The organism is Halomonas sp. PA16-9 (assembly GCF_009728585.1).
GTDB lineage: Bacteria > Pseudomonadota > Gammaproteobacteria > Pseudomonadales > Halomonadaceae > Vreelandella > Vreelandella titanicae.
On the sequence record NZ_CP040452.1, the window covers coordinates 598,571 to 616,809 of the forward strand.

The window sequence follows — 18,239 nt, forward strand, 5'->3', positions numbered from 1 at the left end:
TATTAGGCTCCCTGGGCGTCGTTGGCAGCTTCTGGCAACGCGATGCCCGATAATCGCTGGTAGACTTTAATCACTGCCGAGTCATCTTCGCGACCAAAACCTGCACCGCTGGCAGCGGTAAACTGCTGCAGAGCGCTGGACGCTACCGGTGTTGCCAATGCCAGCTCGCGGCCGGTTTGATGCACAATGTTGAGATCTTTGACGAAGATATCCACCGCCGAAAGCGGCGTGTAGTCACCACTCAGGATATGCGGCACGCGGTTTTCGAACATCCAGGAGTTGCCCGCCGAGTGGGTAATGACGTCATATATCACCTCTGGGTCGAGCCCCATGCGAATGCCCAGCGCCATGGCCTCAGCAGCGGTGGCGATATGCACACCTGCCAGCAGTTGATTGACCAGTTTCATACTTGAGCCAACGCCAGGCGCATCGCCAAGGCGATAAACCTTGGCAGCCATGGCGTTTAGCACCGCTTCGGCGTAGGTAAATGCCTCCGTTGCCCCGGATGCCATTACCGATAGTTCACCACTTTTGGCTTTAGCAGCACCGCCGCTAATCGGCGCATCCAGCAGCAGCAAGCCCTCTGCCGCCACACGCTCACCAAGCTGTTTGGCCTGACTGGGCGCCACCGTGGCGCACTGTATGATCAGACTGTCTCGAGCCAAGTGGCTTACCACACCCTGCTCACCGAACAGCACTTGCTCAACCTGCGCCCCGTTAACGACAACCACCAACACGATATGGCAGTGAGCAAGCTCGGCAGGAGTGGCTACGCTTTGCCCCCTGCTGCCACGAAGGCATCGCGTGCCCCAGCGGAAATATCACACCCGGTCACATTAAAGCCCTGCTTGAGCATAGCGGTGGCCGTACCCATGCCCATGGCGCCCAGGCCAATAAGACCTACTTGAAGTGATTGCTTATAGTGTTGGCTCACCTAACGGCACCTCTTTGTTGTTGAGACAGTGGTTGAGACGGCTGTTGAGACTGTTGCTGAGATCGTTGTTGTGTTTGTTGCTCTCGTCGCAGTGCAATTAGAAGCTAAATGGTAGCGCTGTCATGATAGCGCTACCATTCGTTTTAGATTATTGTTGGCGTTACGACAAGCTGAAAATCAGGGACGTGCGACCAATGTCTAAAGACTCGCCCAACGCTGCCTCTCCCAGCCCTGCCAGGCAGCGCCGAAGCTCCGACCAAGTCACGCTCAGCCAAGTGGCGCAAGCGGCAGGGGTATCACCGATTACCGCATCTCGAGCACTGAACAACCCTGATAAGGTCAGCGATAGTGCACGCCTGAGTGTTCTACAAGCCGTAGAGAAACTGGGCTACGTACCCAACTTGGTAGCCGGTAGTCTGGCCTCATCCCGATCACGGCTGATTGCCGTGATCGTGCCGTCACTGATCAATAGCGTGTTTGTGGAAGTCATCAAGGGGCTGCAGGAGACGCTGGAAGCCGAGGGCTACCAGATACTGCTAGGTAACACCGACTACGATCTAGACCGCGAGTATCAGTTGGTACGTACTTTTCTGGGCTGGTCATGCTCTGCACTGGTCACCGCTGGGCTGCGCCATAACAAGGCGTGCCATACGCTGCTGGCGAACTGGGATCACCCCATTATGGAGGTGATGGAGCTGGGCAAAGGCATGGATCTTAACGTTGGCCTGGATCACGTGGCGGCAGGCCGCTGCATGGCCGGCCATCTTATCGAAAAAGGCTACCGCCAGATTGTTTATGTAGGCGCCCGGCTCTCGCAGGATTATCGCGCCAGCATGCGTTACGAAGGCCATAAAGCGGTACTAAAGGAGAAAGGAATCGACGCCCCACTACTGGAACTAGATACCCTGGGCAGCCTACAGGCGGGCGCTGAAGGACTGGCCCAAGTGCTCGCGCAATACCCTCATACCCAAGCCATTCACTTTGCCAACGACGACCTGGCGGCAGGCGCCCTGCTGGCGGCTCAACGTCAAGGGCTAAGCGTGCCAGGGGATATCGCCATTGCCGGGTTTAACGGCCTGCCCCTTGGTCAGCATGTAACTCCTCAGCTCACTACCATTCTTTCACCCAGAGAAGAGATGGGCCGCTTAGCCGCCAAAGAACTCATTCGCCGGCTAAGCGGCAAGAACGTCTACCGCCGCCAGCACGATGTGGGCTTTACGCTCCAAACCGGCGGGAGTACTTAGGCTACCTCAGCGCTCATATCGCTGGCGGTTGACCAAGAATCTCCAAGCCTGATCCCAGCTCGTTTTCAATTGCCTGACCGATTGCCAGCAGGCTGGCGTCTTGCCACGGCCCGGCCAGCACTTGCAGGCCAACGGGCATACCGGCAGCGTCCTTCCCAACCGGCAGCGTTAAGGCACACAGGCCTAGGAAATTAGCGATCACCGTGTTGCGCAGAGCATGCATGTTGGCTTTGGGATAGGCGCCTTCTGGCTCGAGACTTTCGATAGTGGGCGGGGTAATCGCTACCGTGGGAGTAAGGACTGCATCTACATCGGCCATGCGAGCGGCAGCAGAGGCGGCAAGCGAGTCCAGCACCGTGCGACGACGCACATACTCCCAGGCAGGCATGTCATCTGCCGCTTTAACGCGGGCGGCGACGTTAGGATCCAGGGAGTCAATCATCTCGGGTAGCTCGGTGTTTAGAAACGCTGCCAATTCCGGCGCAGCCACACCGCCCAGCTTGAAGAGTTCGTACGCTTCGTCGATGCCGGGCAACTCGAGGGTCACTATTCGCGCCCCGGCGGCTTCCAGCTGCTTAATGGCACCGCGTACGGTTTCCGCGATACCTGGACTGCAGTCGTCCCAGAAAAACGTTTCTGGTACTCCAAAGGTCAACCCGGCAAGCGTCGGTGTTGCTGGCATTCGATCATCCTGACCGCTAAGGCCGCCATCCAACGCATCGAACGCAAAGGCAAGGTCATCGACCCGCAGCGCCAGTAACCCTGGGGTATCCAGCGTGCTTGAAAGCGGTACGATCTGCTCGGTCGACCAGCGCCCGGCGGTGGTTTTCAGGCCGACTACGCCGGTCATTGAGGCGGGAATACGCACTGAACCGGCGGTATCGGTGCCTAATGCCAAACTTGCCGTACCGCCCACCAGTGAAACACCCGCCCCGGAGCTTGAGCCGCCAGGCGTGCGGTGCTGATGTGCATCCCAGGGGTTGCGTGGTGCTCCCCAATGGGCATTGGTACCCAAGCCGCCAAAGGCAAACTCAACGGAGTGGGTTTTACCCATCACAGAAGGCAGCTGTTTCAATAGTGTGCTCACCACCGGGCCGGGGCGCTCCCAGCGCTTCGGCAGGCGTTGGGAAGAGCCCGCATAAGTCGGCAGCCCCGTCACGGCGTAGATATCCTTGATCGATACCGCCATACCCATTAGCGCCCCCGCATCACCACCCTGGGCAAGCACCGCATCGGCAGCTTTTGCCATTGCCAGTGCCTGCTCACCGTTCCAGGTGAGGTAGGCGTGGTCGTGTTTGCCGCGCTGCTGATAAGCAGCGATTGCCGCTTCGGCCAGCGCGGTAGCGGTCAGCGTGCCCGCACGCAGCCGCTCGCGCTGCTCACGCAACGGTAGAAAAATGGGTGAATCCTGCATGCTTTACGTACCTCTGTGGGTGCTTAACGCACTTCAAAAATCGCTTCGACTTCCACCGCCGCATTGCCGGGTAGTGTCGCTACCCCAATGGCGGTTCTAGCGTGACGCCCTGCATCGCCAAATAGCGCGACAAAAAGCTCGGATGCCCCGTTGATCACCAGTGGCACATCGTGAAAGCCCGGCGCCACATTGACGAACCCATTCATGCGCACGCATCGCACCACGCGGGAAAAATCGCCATCAACGGCATCGCTGAGCGAGGCCAGTAGATTCAAGGCACACGCCTGGGCCGCCAGCTTGCCGGTTTCAAGATCGAACTCAGTCCCTACCTTGCCGGGATAGAGAACATCACCCCCACGCTCACAAATCTGCCCAGCTAAAAACTGGCTACCCAACTGAGACCAGGGCAGAAACATGCCACGCGGCCTTGGAATCGCCGGTAACGTAAGGCCCTGCTCCGCCACCGCTTGTTCAATCGTTTTGCTCATGGTTCGTTGTCCTTATTGTTTAGCTTCATTAAACCAGCTGTTAATAGATTAACGAGGGCAGCCAGGTACTCAGCCACGGTATATAGGTGATGATGATCAGCGCTAACAGCATCAAGCCAATCAGCGGCAAACAGGCCTTGAACACTTCCTGCAGCGACATCTTGGAGATCGACATAGCGACAAACAGGTTCAACCCTACCGGCGGCGTAATCATCCCCACCGAGAAGTTGATCAGCGTGATCACCCCAAAATGCACCGGGTCCACGCCTACCTGGGCCGCAATCGGTTGCAGCAGTGGCGAGAGCACAATGATGGCCGAGGCGCTATCGAGGAAGAAGCCAGCAACGATCATCACGACATTAAACAGCGCCATGACCTGAAACGGATCGTCTGTCCACGACAGCACCTCACCTGCCAGTTGGCTAGGCGTACCGGTAATGGCGAGCAGCCAAGAGAAAGCAGAGGCACCTGCGGTAATCAGCAGCAGCGTCGCGGAAATCAATCCAGAGCTTCTTAGTGTTCCCACCAGTTCCGTTACGTTAATGGTGCGATAAACCGCCATGCCGACAAACAGGCCATATACGCAGGCGACCGCCGCCGATTCGGTCGGGGTAAAGACGCCACTGTAGATGCCCCCCAGCAGAATCACCGGCAGGCCAAGGCCCCAGGCAGCATCTTTAAAGGCTACCAAGATTTGCCTCAGCGAGGGGAAAGGGGCGCGCTCATAGCCTTTGATGCTGCTAAAGACGATGCAGTAGGCGATGAGAATCGAGGCAATCACAATGGCAGGCAGCAGGCCCGCTGCAAACAGCCGCCCCACCGAAGTACCGGTCACTGAGCCGTAGATAATCAGCGCAATACTCGGCGGCACGATCGGCCCCAAGGTACCAGCGGTGGCGATCAAACCAATCGCAAAGCGCTTATCGTAGCCAGCAGCGACAAGTGCCGGGAACATGATCGAACCAATCGCCACCACCGTGGCAGGGCTTGAACCGGAAATGGCCCCGAAGAAGAGACATGACAGCACCGTGGCCGCTGCCAAGCCCCCTGGCACCCACCCTACCAGCGCCTTGGCAAGGTTGATCAACCGGTCGGAAAGCCCGCCAATCCGCATCAGCTCCGCCGCCAGGATAAAGAACGGAATCGCCATCAGCGAGAAGTTATTCATGCCGGTAAACATGCGCATCGGCACGATGACCGGATTGGTAGCGCCAAAGAACTCAATGGCAAGAAACACCGCCAATGCCAAAGAAGCAAAGATGGGCAGCCCAAGCAGTAGAACGGCAAAAAAGATCGGTAATAATGCAGTAATCATGGTCGCCCTCCAGGGTTAAATGAGCTTATCCGACTCAGCCACAAGCTCTTCGGAGAGACTCACCGGAGGCTTTTTCCAGACTTCATTGATGACCCATAGATAACGCAGAATCAGCAGCACACCGGAAACGCCAATCGGCAGATAGAACCATGCCATCGGCAGGCGAAGTGCAGCGGTTAACTGTCCGCGATCCAACGTGCTGAAATAGAGAACAAAGCCGTAATAGGTCATGAAGCCAGCGAACACGATACCGATCAGTGCTGCGATCATGTGCAGCCAGCGGTTCACAGCGGGCGAGGCAATGGCATTCAGCACATCCACCGAAATATGCGTGCCATGGCGCACCCCCATACTGGCACCTATAAAACTCATACAGATAATGGAGTAAATAACGACTTCTTCAGCCCAAAATAGCGAACCGCTAAAGCCGTAGCGATACACGACTTGGATGGTAGTGAGGATGGTCGCAATCGACATGAAAACGACCATCGCCACACTTTCCAAGCGATCAAGACATTTATTGAGCGCTTCGAACATGAGATATCCACACCCTGACAGGGGTAAGAAGAGAGGAGCCAGGTCTTAGCCGACCAGGTGGATCAATACTCGATACCCACAGCGTCATAGACCTTATGCAGCAACTCCGTGGTGACGATATCTTCATACTCTTCGTGCACCGGCATGCTGGCTTCAATAAAGGCGTCACGCTGCTCTGGGGTGAGTTCGTTGATCGCAATTTCGTCTTTGATCTCTTTCATGATGGTCTCTTCGTCCTGCAGCGTTAGCGCACGGGACGCGTCTCGGCCGTTATCGAAGGCTTCCAGCATCACCGCCTGCAGATCTTCCGGCAGCGAGTCCCAGGAGTCCTGGTTCATTACCGCCGCATAGGCGTGGTAAGCGTGATTGGTCAGCGAGAGATAATCCTGCACCTCATGGAAACGCATGGTATAGATGTTGGCCAGTGGGTTTTCCTGCCCCGACACCACGCCTTGCTGCAGGCCGTTGTAAACCTCGGTGAAGGCCATTGCGGTGGCATTAGCGCCCAGGTTTTCATAGGTGGAGATGATGATCGGCGCCTGCATGGTGCGCATGCGGATACTGTCCATATCCTCGGGGGTTTTGATCGGGCGATCATTGTTGGTGATATGGCGGAAGCCCGCTCCCCAGAAGTTGACGCCGTACATGTTATGGCCATTCAGGGTATCGAGGATTTCGCGACCCACTTCACCATCCAGGGTTTCCACCATGGTGTCGTAATCGGCAATCAAGAACGGCAGATCCAAAATCTGCATGCGCGGCTCAAAGTTGCCCAGGGTGGCCGTTGGCGGGATACCGATATCGACCAGGCCCATCTGAATCTGCTCAATGATTTCAACGTCGCCACCCACCTGAGCGGCCGGCAGTACGTTAATCTCGATACGACCGTCGGACTTCTCCTCTACCTCCTCTTTAAAGCGCAGCGCCGCCTGGCCGTTTGGCGTTTCTTCAATCAACACGTGTGCGAAGCTGAAGGTATAGTCGGCCGCATGGAGTTGAGCCGCACTTAGAGAAGCGACGGCAATAGCAGCAGAGAGGGTGGCTTTTGTCAGCGTTAGTTTCATGTCCAGCACCTTATTTAGTTATGGTGAATTGCTTTTTAGTTTCCTGTTATTGCAGTTGAGCAATGTTACAAGGCCGCTCACGCCATCAAGCGTTCCATCGCATCCCCAGCGCTTCGCGCGGGGTACTACTCAGCAGCAAAGCAAGTGCAAGCCTTGCCTTGCGTGCACTGATATCGTTGAGCGCGATCACCCCAGCCGAGACCAAATCAGCCAGGCTGCCGCTAAACTCATAACTGGTGTTCACCGGCCCTTGAGCGCAACTACTCACGACCGCTACAAGGACACCTGCGCTAACCAATGCTCGTATTTCGTTCATCCAGCCAGGTGGCACGTGGCCCCGGCCTAAGCCATCGATCACCACCCCCTTCGCGCCACTCTCTAAGCAGGCTTTCAGCAGTGCTGGCGAGGCATCCAGATAGGCGGGCAGTAGATCGACACGCGGCAGCGGAACATCCCAGCCTTCAATGGGGGGCTCAATCGCAGTCCCTGTGTGATAAAGCTTGAGCCGTTGACCGTCGATATACCCCAGCGAACCAGCGCCGGGGCATCAAATCCATGCAACTGGAAACTGCTCACCTTGCGGGCATAGCGCGCAGCAAACAGCGACTCGTTGAATACCACGACACAGCCAAGCTGACTCAGTTGGGGGCTGACCGCCGCCACGATGGCATCGCAGATGTTTTTAAAGGCGTCGGTACCTAACTGGTGAGGCGCCCGCTGGGAACCGGTGATCACACACGGTTTATCCGCTGGCAGCGTGAGCGATAGAAAGTAAGCGGTCTCTTCCAAGGTATCGGTACCGTGGGTAATCACCAGACCGTCCACATCGGCTCGCGACAATGCTCTCCGCCCTTGGCAATGGAGTTCAGCAAGATCGGCGAGAGTGACGGCATTACTGGGTTTCTGCAGGATCGACATCACTTCTAACGTGACGTCGACACCCTGCGGCAGCGCTACCTGATCCAGCAGCTGCTCGCCGCTTAGCTCCCCTGACTGGCTTCGGCCTGAATCACTGGGCTTGCTGGCAATAGTGCCGCCCGTGGTCAATACCACGATGTGCTTTTTGGTCATTCAGGTTCCCATCTTTTATGCTTTGCGTCACAGACAACAGACATCAGATGTCTGATTTCAGACTAGACTAAAGAACAAACCATTAGCAAGGCAGTCACATAAAACAATGGAAAATAAGAATATGTCTTTTAAATATATGCAATCGGCTGTCTTAAGCCGCTAGGCTTAGGGCATTGATAAAATGCAGGAAACACCGATGAGCCACGCGAGGCCCTCATGAGTTTTAAACGCCAGCCCGAGATTAGCTCGACCCGTACAGCCTCTTTTGGAGATTCAATGGATCGCAGTTCAGTTGCGCTGCAACTGCTAGAGCGTATTAAAAGCGCTCTTATACGAGGCGACCTCAAGCCAGGGGATTACCTGCCCTCGGAAACGGAGCTCACTCACACCCTGGGCATTGGTAAATCCAGCGTGCGTGAAGCCATCAAGATGCTGCAAGCGATAGGGATCGTTGAGGTCAAACGGGGTCAAGGCACCATGATCCGCCGCGAACCAGGCACACCGCTCGTCGACCCGATGGCGTTCGGGATGATCCTGGCGCGAGGCATGACGCGGGATGTACTGGAATTCCGTCTGATGTTTGAACCAGCGTATACCCTTCAAGCCATGCATACCGCCACAGCAGAGGACCATCAACGTATTCAGCAGAGTATCGACGCCATGGAAGAAGCCATCCGAGCGGGTGCTCAAACCTCCAAGCACGATATTGCCTTCCATCGCGCCATTCTGCACAGCACCCATAACCCCATGACCATCCGCGTCGGCGAAACCTTGCTGCAACTGATCGAAGCCGCACTGGAAACCTCCATGCGCTCACTACCGGAAACCGCCTTGAAGGACCATAAAGCTATCTATGCGGCCTTCAAAGCAGGCGATACCGCCGGTATTCATGCAGCGATAGCCGTTAGCAGTGAAAGCTGGGAAACCAACCTAACTTATGAAAGTGACAGCGAATTAAGTGCAGCCCCACGTTAGGGCTCTTTTTGTAACCAGGCGTCAAAAAAGGTCATAAATGCGCGCGTTTTGGCGGTTATGTGCCGCCCCGGCGGATAGACTGCATAGGCGCCGCCTTCCGGCAGTGTCCACTCTTCAAGCACTCGCACTAAACGCCCAGCCGCGATCTCTGGCGCCGCGGTCATATCCGGCAATACGGAGAGACCGCCGCCAGCGACCATAAGTGCGACTAAGCTCACCGTTGAGTTGGCTGCCAACCCTGCGCTCATTTGCACCTCATACCGCTCATCGCGTCGCTGGAAAGTCCAGGTTAACGGCGCTTTTAACGGCGTAAAAGCGATCCATGCATGGTCTTCCAGCGCCTTGGGGTGTGAAGGCGTGCCGTAGCGTTTCAGATAATCAGGAGCAGCCACCACATGCTGTTGAAAAGTGCCTATTCGACGGGCGCGTAGCGTGGAGTCTTTTAGCCAGCCTAGACGAAACGCTAAATCGATGCCGTCCTGCACCATATCGCTTACTTGGTCGCCACTACGTAGTTCTATATGCAGCGCAGGGTGCAAGCGGCTAAACGCCACCACTGCGTCGCTCAACACCCCGGCGGCGTAATCTTCGGGAGCCGTGATACGCAACTCGCCGTGCAGCTGTTGGGTGTCGCTCACGGTACTGGCAAGCGCCCCCTGCAGATCTATTAACAGCGGGTGGCACTGATGGTAGAGCGCCTCTCCGGCCTGAGTGAGCTGAACCCGCCGCGTGGTGCGGAGGAACAGCGTTACACCCAGGCGCGTTTCCAACTGCCGAATTTGCAGGCTGACACGGGTTTTCGTGCAGCCTAGCCGCTCCGCTGCCTTGGTAAAGCTGCCGGCTTCCACCAGAGCGACAAAGATCGGCAAACCGTTTAAATCGAACTCGTTGGCGGTGGTCATTTATCGCCCTACTGTTATGAAATCGATAACAGTAAATTACGTTAATCGCTATTTTTCAAATCAATAAAGCGTCCGACAATGCAGCGACAACCCACTTAAGGAGAACTGTTATGAAGATTGCACTGATTGGCGCTAGCGGATTCATTGGATCCGCCCTATTAACCGAAGCGCTCTCCCGCGGCCATCACGTGACGGCGTTAGTGACTCGGCCTGAACGGGTAGCGCCACAGGAGAATCTCACTACCGTTAAAAGTGATGTGTTAAATACCGAGGCACTTGCAGAGCAGCTACGCGGTGCCGAGGCCGTTATCAGCGCCTTTAGTGGCCATGCCCAAGAGGATGTTTACGGCTATTACCTCAAAGGCTTTCACTCGATTTTGTCAGCCACTCAACAAGCTTCCGTGCCTAGGCTACTGATAGTGGGTGGCGCGGCGACGCTCGAGGTAGCGCCGGGTAAGCTTTTGTTAGATGCACCGGGGTTTCCAGCAGAGTACCGGGCCACGGCGGAAGGGGCGAAAACGGCCCTTGAAACGCTGCGCGGGCAAACGGCGCAAGCGTGGACGTTTCTCTCTCCCGCCGCTGAGATTTTCCCCGGCGAGCGCACGGGTAGTTTCCGGCTTGGCGGCGATACGCTACTCACCGATAGCAAAGGTAATAGTCGTATTTCCGTGCAGGATTATGCCATCGCCATGATTGATGAGCTGGAAAACCCACATAACACCAACCAACGTTTCTGCGTCGCGTACTGATCAAATCGCTATTTAAGTCGTTATGCCCCTCACTGGAGATAGGTGAGGGGTTGCCTCTTTCTTCTATTTCCCCGCCCACTTTTCCCGTTACCCTCACCTATTTACTCTTTCACCTTTTTGCTGAACTTATCGTTCATCGCCGTAAAACCATCAGTCATATTTAACAATGTTAATTAATCCAATCTCACTTGACCACACATTACTTAACAACTGTGTATTAAAAAATTACTTATAAGACATTTCTTACATAAGCATAGCGAATCTCTTACAAATGCTGTCAGCAATATCCTACATACGCAGTCGCCTATACCTTCAACAATCAGGTAAACACAAATAAAGAAATACTAAAAAACTTGCACACTTGTGACAGCTAATGAACTTATTAGGTTCAGAACCCATTACGCAGACATGCACGCACTAGACTCGCATTAACTGACCCAATTACTGCAAGGAAAACATCATGAAAGCCAACACCGAGCTCGTTAAGATAGGCAATCATTGCGTGCATGTAGAAATCTATCAACAGCCACAAAATACTGAAAGTATTATTATGGTCAACGGCGCGCTAGCCACCACGGCCTCCTTTACCAATTGTGTCAAATACTTGAGTGATGGATTAAACGTTATCCTGTTTGACTTGCCTTTTGCTGGCCAGTCAAAACTACATAACCCTGTGGGTGGCATCATTACCAAGGAGGATGAAGTCAATATCCTCCTAGCTCTGATTGAACGTTACCAACCAACGTCGTTACTTTCCGTTTCTTGGGGAGGCTATGCCGCTATGATGGCATTGGCGCAATCCCCCACCTCCATTAAAAGAGCGGTGCTAGCCTCATTTTCAACTCAGCTTAACGACGGCATGCTGCGCTATATCAATGGTGCTCGCCATTATATTCAAATTGGCGATGTTAAAACCGCGGCTAACCTGCTTAATGAAGAAGTGGGCAAATACTTACCCCGCTTACTAAAATATATTAATTACCGGCATCTCTCACGGTTAGATGATCAAGAGCTTCAACAGGTCTGCTTTCATATTGAACAAATACTCTCCATGAACGACACCGATTATGAACAGCTCCTGGGTAATATTGAGATACCGACGCTGTTCGTGAATGGCAAACTGGATGAGTACACAACGCCGGAAGACATTCTGATTGCCGACGACTATATGCCGAAATGCGAGTTCGAAGTCGTGCCCAACGCAGGGCATTTTCTTGACCTTGAGCATGCTGACGCACGGCAGCGAATGGAAAAAATCCTGCGCGGCTTCTTGATTCCTAGCGAGTTTGAAAGTCAGGTTGCCTAACCACTTTCGTTACCCCATTACATGGCCTCACTAAGCAAGAGTGTGGTCATGTAATCTTTAGCACCATCACGCTAAAAAATCATTACCGCTCAAAAGATAATGATAATTCATTACCACTCACCCCTCACGAAACGCCTCCACCACGCGTTCGGCCAACACTTCGCTGGCATCACCACTACCTGCACGCTTCACCAGCGCTACTTGATAATCCCCTAGCGGTGGCAGTGACTCGTTGTGGAGACGCTTGAGCGGTGGTCGAATCAAGCTTTTTGGAAAAGCCGTCACGGCCAGATCAGCCAGCATAGCAGCTTCCTGCCCGGCACAGTGGTCGCAGGAGTAAGCGATTCGGTAAGCAATCCCCGCTTGATCAAGGGCATTAAGGGTAATTCTGCGCCACGCACACCCCTGCTGGGCCAGGGTCACAGGCAGTGGCGTTCGCTGCACGGCAACGCCATCCTCACGGCCCGCCCACACTAGCGGTTCGCTGTGGACGATCTCTCCCCGCGTCGCCTGACCAGGCCCTCCAGCCATCACCAAGGCAAGATCAAGCTCGCCCTCGTCCAACCTGGCGAGCAGGTCTTTGCTGCGTCCCACCTCGACATCAACCTGCACCGCCGGGTGCGAGCGAGCAAACTGGGCGAGTACCGTGGGTAAAATACGCCCTACCACGTCATCCGTTATCCCCAGCCCTACACGCCCCTCTATGGTAGGGGCTAAAAACTGGGTCACGGCTTCTGCATTGAGTTTCAGTAGCCGCCGCCCATAACCCAGCAGCACTTCCCCCTCAGCAGTCAGGCGTACGTGCCGCGCCTCGCGGACAAACAGCGTCTGGCCGAGGATCTCTTCCAGGCGTTTGATCTGCATACTCAGCGCGGAAGGGGTGCGAAATAGCTGCTGGGCGGCGCGGGTGAAGCTGCCGCTTTCGGCAATGGTCACAAAGGTGCGCAGCACCTCGCTATCCAGTAGCGGCAAGACGGCCCGGCTGGGAGCTATGCTAGAGAGTTGATTCATCACACCCACCTTTCAGAAAAACTTAACCCACAGTGTAGTTCTTTTCGTTTGATTGATCCAAGGTAAAGCGCCAAGCTGATAACCAGAGGTCGCGACCCTCCACTTATTAATCACAGGTCACATCGGTTCAGTCGGTGCCCAGGCGCCGCTTACTGTACAGCCGTTGTGAATAAAAGGAGGTGCGCGATGAAGTGTGAATGCCCAGCCCAACATGCCCATAACGCCTGGGAAAAAGCTCGCCAACTGGCGCCGCCGCCCAAGCCACCAGCACTGCATTTTTACATGCCTGCCATGCCGTCGATGCGGCTAATTCGTGCGCTTGATATGGCCTGGTGGCGTTACCGGCGGCGTTGGTTTTTTCGCCGCCATATAGTGCCGCTGCTGGCCTACGATGACCATGTACTGTTGGATATTGGCCATTGTCGTGAAGATATACTCTGGGCCAACCAGCTCCCATTGAAGGTCGATGCCATTCACGCGTTAGAAGCCCAGCAGAAAAAGCGGCAAGTTCAGCAGGCCTAGAATCAAAAAAGCTTCGAACCTGTGAGAGGTTCGAAGCTTTTAATGAAGCCCTTAATAGCGTTTTAAGCACCTCATATAGTTACTAAGCTTTGCGCTCAACGCCAGCTTTTAAACTCCTATCGGCCCGCCATCGCGTTTCTGAATGACAACGGTCGACGCCCGAGGGCGTACTTGGCCGCTGGCTGCAACAGTGGCGTCTTGCACTAGCTCGCTACCATCAGCGGGCCAGTTACCAGGATGCTGGATGTTAATAAACAGCGCTGTTTTATCCGGTGTGGCAAAAATACCCGTCACTTCGCAGCCGTTCGGCCCTACCGCAAAGCGCTTAAGCTGTTGCTGGTTGCTGCTGTTAATCACCGGGCCGGTGCCTTGAATATCGTCGAGCCCGTTAGGTACCACGGCAAGCAGTTGGTCGTTGGTGTACTCGGTTACTCCATCATAACCGTTATCGGTTTGGATCCAGAGGATACCCTGACCGTCCTCTCGCTCGTCGAACCAGAGCCCATCGGGGCTGGCGAACTGATTCATTTCTGTCAGGCCCGAGTGATTATCCGCATCGTCAGCGGCCGCGCCAAACACAAACACCTCCCAAGTAAAGGCATTGGGCAACCGGCTTTCGCGCCAGCGAATAATATGCCCTGCTTCGTTATTGGCGCGAGGGTTGGCGGCATTGGTGGGCGCTAAATCGTAACCAACACCTACTTGTTCCAGATGCTCACCGTCATTAGTGTAAGTTGGGGTTGTCTCTTCAGCGGTACGCTGAGTGTTATTGGTTAGGGTGAGATACACCTCGCCGGAGGCAGGATCGACGGAAGCCCACTCAGGGCGGTCCATTGGCGTGGCACCCAACAAATCCGCTGCATCGCAGGTGTTGATGATGATACCTGCCGCATCGTCGTCGGCTAGCCCCAACGCCGCCGCCAGCGTGCGACCATCGCGCGTTTGAGCACTAGGCGTTAGCGGTAGCCACTCACCGCTGCCATCGGCATGGAAACGAGCCACATAGAGGGTGCCGTTATCCAAATATTTGTTGCCAATAGCAAGACGATCGTACTCTTCACCTGGACGGTTGGCATCGGCGGGATCCCAGGCAGCATCAGAAACATATTTATATACGTACTCGTTGCGGGAATCGTGCCCCGAGTAGTAAACCACTGGCTGACCGGCTTCCAGCTTGCCTAACCAACACCCTTCATGGCGGAAACGGCCAAGTGCCGTACGCTTAACCGCCAATGCATCACTATAGGGGTCGACCTCCACCTGGTAGCCGAACGTGCGTGCTTCGTTGCGATAATCATCTTCAGCACGCTCGCCGCGCGGGGTAATGTCGAAGCGAGCAAATTCGTCATTCTGTTCAGAGGCGTCTCCCGCCGAAGTATCCCAACCATAGCGGCTTTTAGCGGTGGGAATACCAATCCGCGCGTCGTCCTGGAAGCGTTCGCCATGATTAACGAACACATTGGGCCAGTTCTCTTCACAGGCAATATAGGTGCCCCAGGGCGTTACCCCGTTACCACAGTTATTGTTGGTACCACGGGTTTGGGTACCCTCAGGCGAAAAGCGCGTTTTGACGTAGTCACTGCCCGCCACTGGCCCAGAAAGTTCCATCACCGTCGCACTGGTGAGGCGACGGTTATAACGCGAACCCGGCACATGCGCCCATTGGCCGCTGGCGTTCTTTTCGACCTCAACAAGGGTGACACCGTGAGCGTTGATCTCAGTGCGCGACTCAGCTGCTGGCCGCTGGCCCTCATCCGCATTAGTGGGGCCTCCTTGGGGCGCCCATAGCGCTGCTTGGTCGATATACTCATTGTTGAGCGCCAGCACAAAACGGCGCGAGGCGTTGTCGGTATCCAGGGCAAAACCGGCCATGCCGTCATGGTGCATGCCCACACTCTCCGCCTGACGCTCAGCGGTCATCGGCTGTTCAGGCTGCCAGGTAACATTTTGGTTCAGCGGCGTGCCCCACGGCACCAAGACTTGGGCCACATAACCTTCCGGCACCACCACGGCATCGGTGCGGGATCCGTGAACCGCCTCAAACGCCAGTGTCAGGGGTGTTTTTTGGTTGCTGCTTGAGGCAAGCGCTTGAGCAGCACCACCAAAACTAAGCATCGAGGCAGCCGCCATGCTCAAACCACCGCGCATCACATCACGCCGGGATACATGGCGCGCCAATACTTCCGCGAAAGGTTGGTTGCCGCTGTGGTTAAGCAGGCGATGATCTTCGATCTCTTTACTCATTTTGGTCTCCCCCTGATCGTTTGTAGGTCAACGATTGAACGTTAGGAGACACTAAAGAAGCTTAATGACAGCACGATGACGGAGCGCCTGCATTTATATGAAGAAAGGTCGAATGCTAGGACCTGTTGAGGAATGCCTGCAACTCTGCTAAATTAACGCTAATAGTTATCATTAACATAGGAGTTACTCTCTCATGCAGTTACCCGCTAAGGGCACTGGCCAGGGAGATACGTCGGCCTCGACGACCCGCGAGGTGAATAGCAGAGAATTACTTGGCAACTCAGATCAATTGGTTATCCACCATGAACAGCGCCGCTATGTGTTGCGCCGTACTAAAAGCGGCAAGTTAATTCTTAACGCCTAAAGCTCTTAATATTTCAGCCCCTGATTAATTTAAAGACTTATACAGCAAAGCCAGCCAGGTAGCCCATCGCACCCAGCCAGCGACCTCTTCCACTTATCCCTGTTGGAAATCTCTGGCTTATGAACCACACACGCGCTTTTGGTGGCCTCTTTTTAACGCTGCTTCCACTGTTAACCGCCCAAGCAGACGACGCCGAGCTTAACCCAGTGACGGTCACCGGCACCCGGGCGCCTACTGACCTTTCCCGGGCACCGCTGATTATCGATATTATTGATCGCGATGACGCTGTGCTGGCCACCGCCAGCCGGGTTGAAGACATACTTAGCCGCCAACCCGGCCTGCATGTGGCTGGCCAAGGGCGCCGAAATGGCCAAACCTTAAGTATGCGCGGCTTTGGCAGCAAAGGGGTGCTGGTGCGTTTGGATGGCGTTCGTCAGGATATCTCCACCGGCCACATCGGTAACTTCTTTCTCGACCCTGGCTTGATTCAAGAAGTACAGATAGCACGCGGTGCGCTCTCCAGCTTGTACGGCAGCAATGCCATGGGCGGTGTCGTCAGCTTCACCAGTGTGAATGCCAACGACCTGCTTGCCCCCGGCGAAAATAGCGGCGTACGCCTTTCCATAGGCGGTGCGACGGCCAGCGACGAAATGCGGGGGAGCCTGACTGGCTTCGGCCGCCGCAATACCGCCAACGGCCAGGTGGATGGCCTGTTTTCAATCGGCCGCAGTGAATCCGGCGATATTCGCCGCGCCGGGGGCGATGAAGCCGAAGAGGATGCCGCCCTCAATAGCCTGCTGCTAAAAGGCGGTTGGGAGCCAAGCGACGACCAGCGGCTATTTATCAGCTGGCAGCACTACGACGAACGCGCCACCCAGCCCGCCAACCCACAGCAGCTTTCAACCGATGCCAGCAATCCGCTGCGCGATCGCGATGTGGAAAGCAACAACGTCCAGTTGGGCCACCGCTGGCAGCCCAGCGCTGCCACCGAAGTCACCTCGCAGCTTACCTTTAGCCAGCAGGATATCGACGAGCCCCAGGCCAACCGTACCCTAGAGCGGGCCGGTCTTCAGAGCGACGGCTTCCACACCATGGATCACGGCTGGCTTTCGCAAACGCTGGTGTTCGGCGCCGAATTGGAGCAGGCCCGCCAACGGCCAGATGGCGAAGCGAATGGCTTTCCTAAAGCCGATATCGATACCCAGTCAGCCTATCTCGACACTACTCTTACCGCTGGGCGCTATTTAGCCGATGGCGGCGCCGGGCAGTTTGATATTGGCCTGGGAGCCCGCTACGACCGTTACGACGCCAGCGGCCAAAATGAATCCGATAGCGTCCACGACCAAGTGTCACCGCGCTTTCGTCTTGCCTGGCGGCCCGATGACGCCTTGATGCTGTTTTCGGGCTACGCTGAGGCCTTCCGCGCTCCTAGCCTATCCGAGCTTTACGCCAACGAGCGCCACTTTGCCGGTTTCTGCGCCGGGCCAGCCTTCTGCACACCGGACAATTACTGGATTCCCAACCCTAGTCTCTCGCCTGAATCTAGCCACACCTGGGAAAGCGGCGTGGTCTGGCATCAGGGCGACTGGCAGGTTCGTGCCAGCTACTTCGATACTCGCGCCGACGATTTTATCGACACCCACGTCGACATCATGGCGGGCACCACCCAGGCAGTGAACGTTCAGCGCGCCCAGCTATGGGGCTATGACGCCCGGGTGACCTGGCAGCCCAGCGCCTTCCCGCTTCTTACAAGCTTTGTGGGTCTTTCGGAAGTCTCCGGTAAAGACCGCGATTCTGGCGAGCCCCTAGGCAGTCAAACACCGTTGGAAGCCACCCTGGGAAGCGAGGTGGTTCTGTATAACAGCGATATCCGCCTGGGCTGGCAAGCGCGTTTTGCCCAATCTTTCGATAAGCAGGGCGATGACGAGCGCCTGCCCGGCTATGGGTTGCACGATGTGCATCTCGCTTGGCAAATCACCCCGGCCGTGGATACCTCGCTGCGCCTTGCCAATATTGGCGACAAGGTGTGGTACCGCCCCGACGGCAGCCTGGGCGATGGGCGCAGCCTGTTCGCCACCCTCAACTGGCAGTGGTAAATC

General features: G+C 55.6%; 17 protein-coding genes and 1 pseudogene. 7 read left to right on the top strand and 11 right to left on the bottom strand.

Going from position 1 to position 18,239, the window contains the following annotated elements; genetic code table 11:
- Positions 1-2: 2 nt before the first annotated feature.
- Positions 3-874 (bottom strand): annotated as a pseudogene (ltnD, locus tag FDY98_RS19160) (L-threonate dehydrogenase).
- Between the two features lie 254 nt (positions 875-1,128).
- On the opposite strand from ltnD, the gene FDY98_RS19165 reads away from it, so the two are divergent.
- Positions 1,129-2,178: a LacI family DNA-binding transcriptional regulator gene (locus tag FDY98_RS19165; RefSeq protein ID WP_027957121.1), complete on the top strand. Its 1,050-nt coding sequence runs from the start codon at positions 1,129-1,131 to the stop codon at positions 2,176-2,178.
- 13 nt (positions 2,179-2,191) lie between these two features.
- Here the strand turns inward: FDY98_RS19165 and FDY98_RS19170 are convergent, their stop codons facing one another.
- The 7 genes from FDY98_RS19170 to FDY98_RS19195 form a co-directional block, all read right to left on the bottom strand.
- Complete coding sequence (locus FDY98_RS19170) at positions 2,192-3,592, bottom strand: amidase (RefSeq protein ID WP_027957122.1); 1,401 nt, start codon at positions 3,590-3,592, stop codon at positions 2,192-2,194.
- Between the two features lie 23 nt (positions 3,593-3,615).
- Entirely contained in the window at positions 3,616-4,080 is a 465-nt protein-coding gene (locus FDY98_RS19175; protein WP_155706091.1) for a RidA family protein, read from the bottom strand.
- A 40-nt stretch (positions 4,081-4,120) separates the two neighbouring features.
- Complete coding sequence (locus FDY98_RS19180) at positions 4,121-5,395, bottom strand: TRAP transporter large permease (RefSeq protein WP_027957124.1); 1,275 nt, start codon at positions 5,393-5,395, stop codon at positions 4,121-4,123.
- 15 nt (positions 5,396-5,410) lie between these two features.
- On the bottom strand, positions 5,411-5,932 hold the full coding sequence (locus tag FDY98_RS19185; protein ID WP_022521622.1) for a TRAP transporter small permease: 522 nt from the start codon (positions 5,930-5,932) through the stop codon (positions 5,411-5,413).
- A gap of 62 nt (positions 5,933-5,994) precedes the next feature.
- Complete coding sequence (locus FDY98_RS19190; protein ID WP_035538726.1) at positions 5,995-6,996, bottom strand: TRAP transporter substrate-binding protein; 1,002 nt, start codon at positions 6,994-6,996, stop codon at positions 5,995-5,997.
- 85 nt (positions 6,997-7,081) lie between these two features.
- Positions 7,082-7,474: a hypothetical protein gene (locus FDY98_RS28595; protein ID WP_340147084.1), complete on the bottom strand. Its 393-nt coding sequence runs from the start codon at positions 7,472-7,474 to the stop codon at positions 7,082-7,084.
- Positions 7,387-8,067 carry an asparaginase domain-containing protein gene (locus FDY98_RS19195; protein WP_340147060.1) on the bottom strand — a complete coding sequence of 227 codons (681 nt, stop codon included), beginning with the start codon at positions 8,065-8,067 and terminating at the stop codon, positions 7,387-7,389. The genes FDY98_RS28595 and FDY98_RS19195 overlap by 88 nt, the downstream gene beginning before the upstream one ends.
- Before the next feature lie 276 nt (positions 8,068-8,343).
- Between FDY98_RS19195 and FDY98_RS19200 the strand changes: the two genes are divergently transcribed.
- Entirely contained in the window at positions 8,344-9,042 is a 699-nt protein-coding gene (locus FDY98_RS19200; protein ID WP_235270520.1) for a FadR/GntR family transcriptional regulator, read from the top strand.
- Here FDY98_RS19200 and FDY98_RS19205 read toward each other — a convergent pair.
- Positions 9,039-9,944, bottom strand: a complete 906-nt coding sequence (locus tag FDY98_RS19205; protein ID WP_027957127.1) for a LysR family transcriptional regulator — start codon at positions 9,942-9,944, stop codon at positions 9,039-9,041. The genes FDY98_RS19200 and FDY98_RS19205 overlap by 4 nt on opposite strands.
- Positions 9,945-10,054: 110 nt before the next feature.
- On the opposite strand from FDY98_RS19205, the gene FDY98_RS19210 reads away from it, so the two are divergent.
- Both FDY98_RS19210 and FDY98_RS19215 read left to right on the top strand, forming a co-directional pair.
- A complete protein-coding gene (locus tag FDY98_RS19210; RefSeq protein ID WP_027957128.1) occupies positions 10,055-10,693 on the top strand; it encodes an NAD(P)-dependent oxidoreductase in 639 nt (212 codons plus the stop codon).
- A 460-nt stretch (positions 10,694-11,153) separates the two neighbouring features.
- Complete coding sequence (locus FDY98_RS19215; RefSeq protein WP_027965497.1) at positions 11,154-11,999, top strand: alpha/beta fold hydrolase; 846 nt, start codon at positions 11,154-11,156, stop codon at positions 11,997-11,999.
- A gap of 117 nt (positions 12,000-12,116) precedes the next feature.
- Here the strand turns inward: FDY98_RS19215 and FDY98_RS19220 are convergent, their stop codons facing one another.
- Entirely contained in the window at positions 12,117-13,010 is an 894-nt protein-coding gene (locus tag FDY98_RS19220) for a LysR substrate-binding domain-containing protein (RefSeq protein ID WP_027957129.1), read from the bottom strand.
- A gap of 186 nt (positions 13,011-13,196) precedes the next feature.
- Between FDY98_RS19220 and FDY98_RS19225 the strand changes: the two genes are divergently transcribed.
- On the top strand, positions 13,197-13,532 hold the full coding sequence (locus FDY98_RS19225; RefSeq protein WP_027957130.1) for a hypothetical protein: 336 nt from the start codon (positions 13,197-13,199) through the stop codon (positions 13,530-13,532).
- 108 nt (positions 13,533-13,640) lie between these two features.
- Here FDY98_RS19225 and FDY98_RS19230 read toward each other — a convergent pair whose 3' ends face one another.
- On the bottom strand, positions 13,641-15,776 hold the full coding sequence (locus FDY98_RS19230) for a PhoX family protein (protein ID WP_027957131.1): 2,136 nt from the start codon (positions 15,774-15,776) through the stop codon (positions 13,641-13,643).
- A gap of 193 nt (positions 15,777-15,969) precedes the next feature.
- Between FDY98_RS19230 and hemP the strand changes: the two genes are divergently transcribed.
- Both hemP and FDY98_RS19240 read left to right on the top strand, forming a co-directional pair.
- Positions 15,970-16,140: a hemin uptake protein HemP gene (gene hemP, locus FDY98_RS19235; protein WP_081742641.1), complete on the top strand. Its 171-nt coding sequence runs from the start codon at positions 15,970-15,972 to the stop codon at positions 16,138-16,140.
- 119 nt (positions 16,141-16,259) lie between these two features.
- Positions 16,260-18,236 (top strand): TonB-dependent receptor domain-containing protein, encoded by a 1,977-nt coding sequence (locus FDY98_RS19240; protein WP_027957132.1) that lies wholly within the window; start codon positions 16,260-16,262, stop codon positions 18,234-18,236.
- The last annotated feature ends 3 nt before the right edge of the window (positions 18,237-18,239 follow it).

What these genes read in the sequence shown, in the direction of transcription:
- FDY98_RS19165 (WP_027957121.1), top strand. Translation starts at nt 1,129, where the DNA reads ATGTCTAAAGACTCGCCCAACGCTGCCTCTCCCAGCCCTGCCAGGCAG.
- FDY98_RS19170 (WP_027957122.1), bottom strand. Translation starts at nt 3,592, where the DNA reads ATGCAGGATTCACCCATTTTTCTACCGTTGCGTGAGCAGCGCGAGCGG.
- FDY98_RS19175 (WP_155706091.1), bottom strand. Translation starts at nt 4,080, where the DNA reads ATGAGCAAAACGATTGAACAAGCGGTGGCGGAGCAGGGCCTTACGTTA.
- FDY98_RS19180 (WP_027957124.1), bottom strand. Translation starts at nt 5,395, where the DNA reads ATGATTACTGCATTATTACCGATCTTTTTTGCCGTTCTACTGCTTGGG.
- FDY98_RS19185 (WP_022521622.1), bottom strand. Translation starts at nt 5,932, where the DNA reads ATGTTCGAAGCGCTCAATAAATGTCTTGATCGCTTGGAAAGTGTGGCG.
- FDY98_RS19190 (WP_035538726.1), bottom strand. Translation starts at nt 6,996, where the DNA reads ATGAAACTAACGCTGACAAAAGCCACCCTCTCTGCTGCTATTGCCGTC.
- FDY98_RS19195 (WP_340147060.1), bottom strand. Translation starts at nt 8,067, where the DNA reads ATGACCAAAAAGCACATCGTGGTATTGACCACGGGCGGCACTATTGCC.
- FDY98_RS19200 (WP_235270520.1), top strand. Translation starts at nt 8,344, where the DNA reads ATGGATCGCAGTTCAGTTGCGCTGCAACTGCTAGAGCGTATTAAAAGC.
- FDY98_RS19205 (WP_027957127.1), bottom strand. Translation starts at nt 9,944, where the DNA reads ATGACCACCGCCAACGAGTTCGATTTAAACGGTTTGCCGATCTTTGTC.
- FDY98_RS19210 (WP_027957128.1), top strand. Translation starts at nt 10,055, where the DNA reads ATGAAGATTGCACTGATTGGCGCTAGCGGATTCATTGGATCCGCCCTA.
- FDY98_RS19215 (WP_027965497.1), top strand. Translation starts at nt 11,154, where the DNA reads ATGAAAGCCAACACCGAGCTCGTTAAGATAGGCAATCATTGCGTGCAT.
- FDY98_RS19220 (WP_027957129.1), bottom strand. Translation starts at nt 13,010, where the DNA reads ATGAATCAACTCTCTAGCATAGCTCCCAGCCGGGCCGTCTTGCCGCTA.
- FDY98_RS19225 (WP_027957130.1), top strand. Translation starts at nt 13,197, where the DNA reads ATGAAGTGTGAATGCCCAGCCCAACATGCCCATAACGCCTGGGAAAAA.
- FDY98_RS19230 (WP_027957131.1), bottom strand. Translation starts at nt 15,776, where the DNA reads ATGAGTAAAGAGATCGAAGATCATCGCCTGCTTAACCACAGCGGCAAC.
- hemP (WP_081742641.1), top strand. Translation starts at nt 15,970, where the DNA reads ATGCAGTTACCCGCTAAGGGCACTGGCCAGGGAGATACGTCGGCCTCG.
- FDY98_RS19240 (WP_027957132.1), top strand. Translation starts at nt 16,260, where the DNA reads ATGAACCACACACGCGCTTTTGGTGGCCTCTTTTTAACGCTGCTTCCA.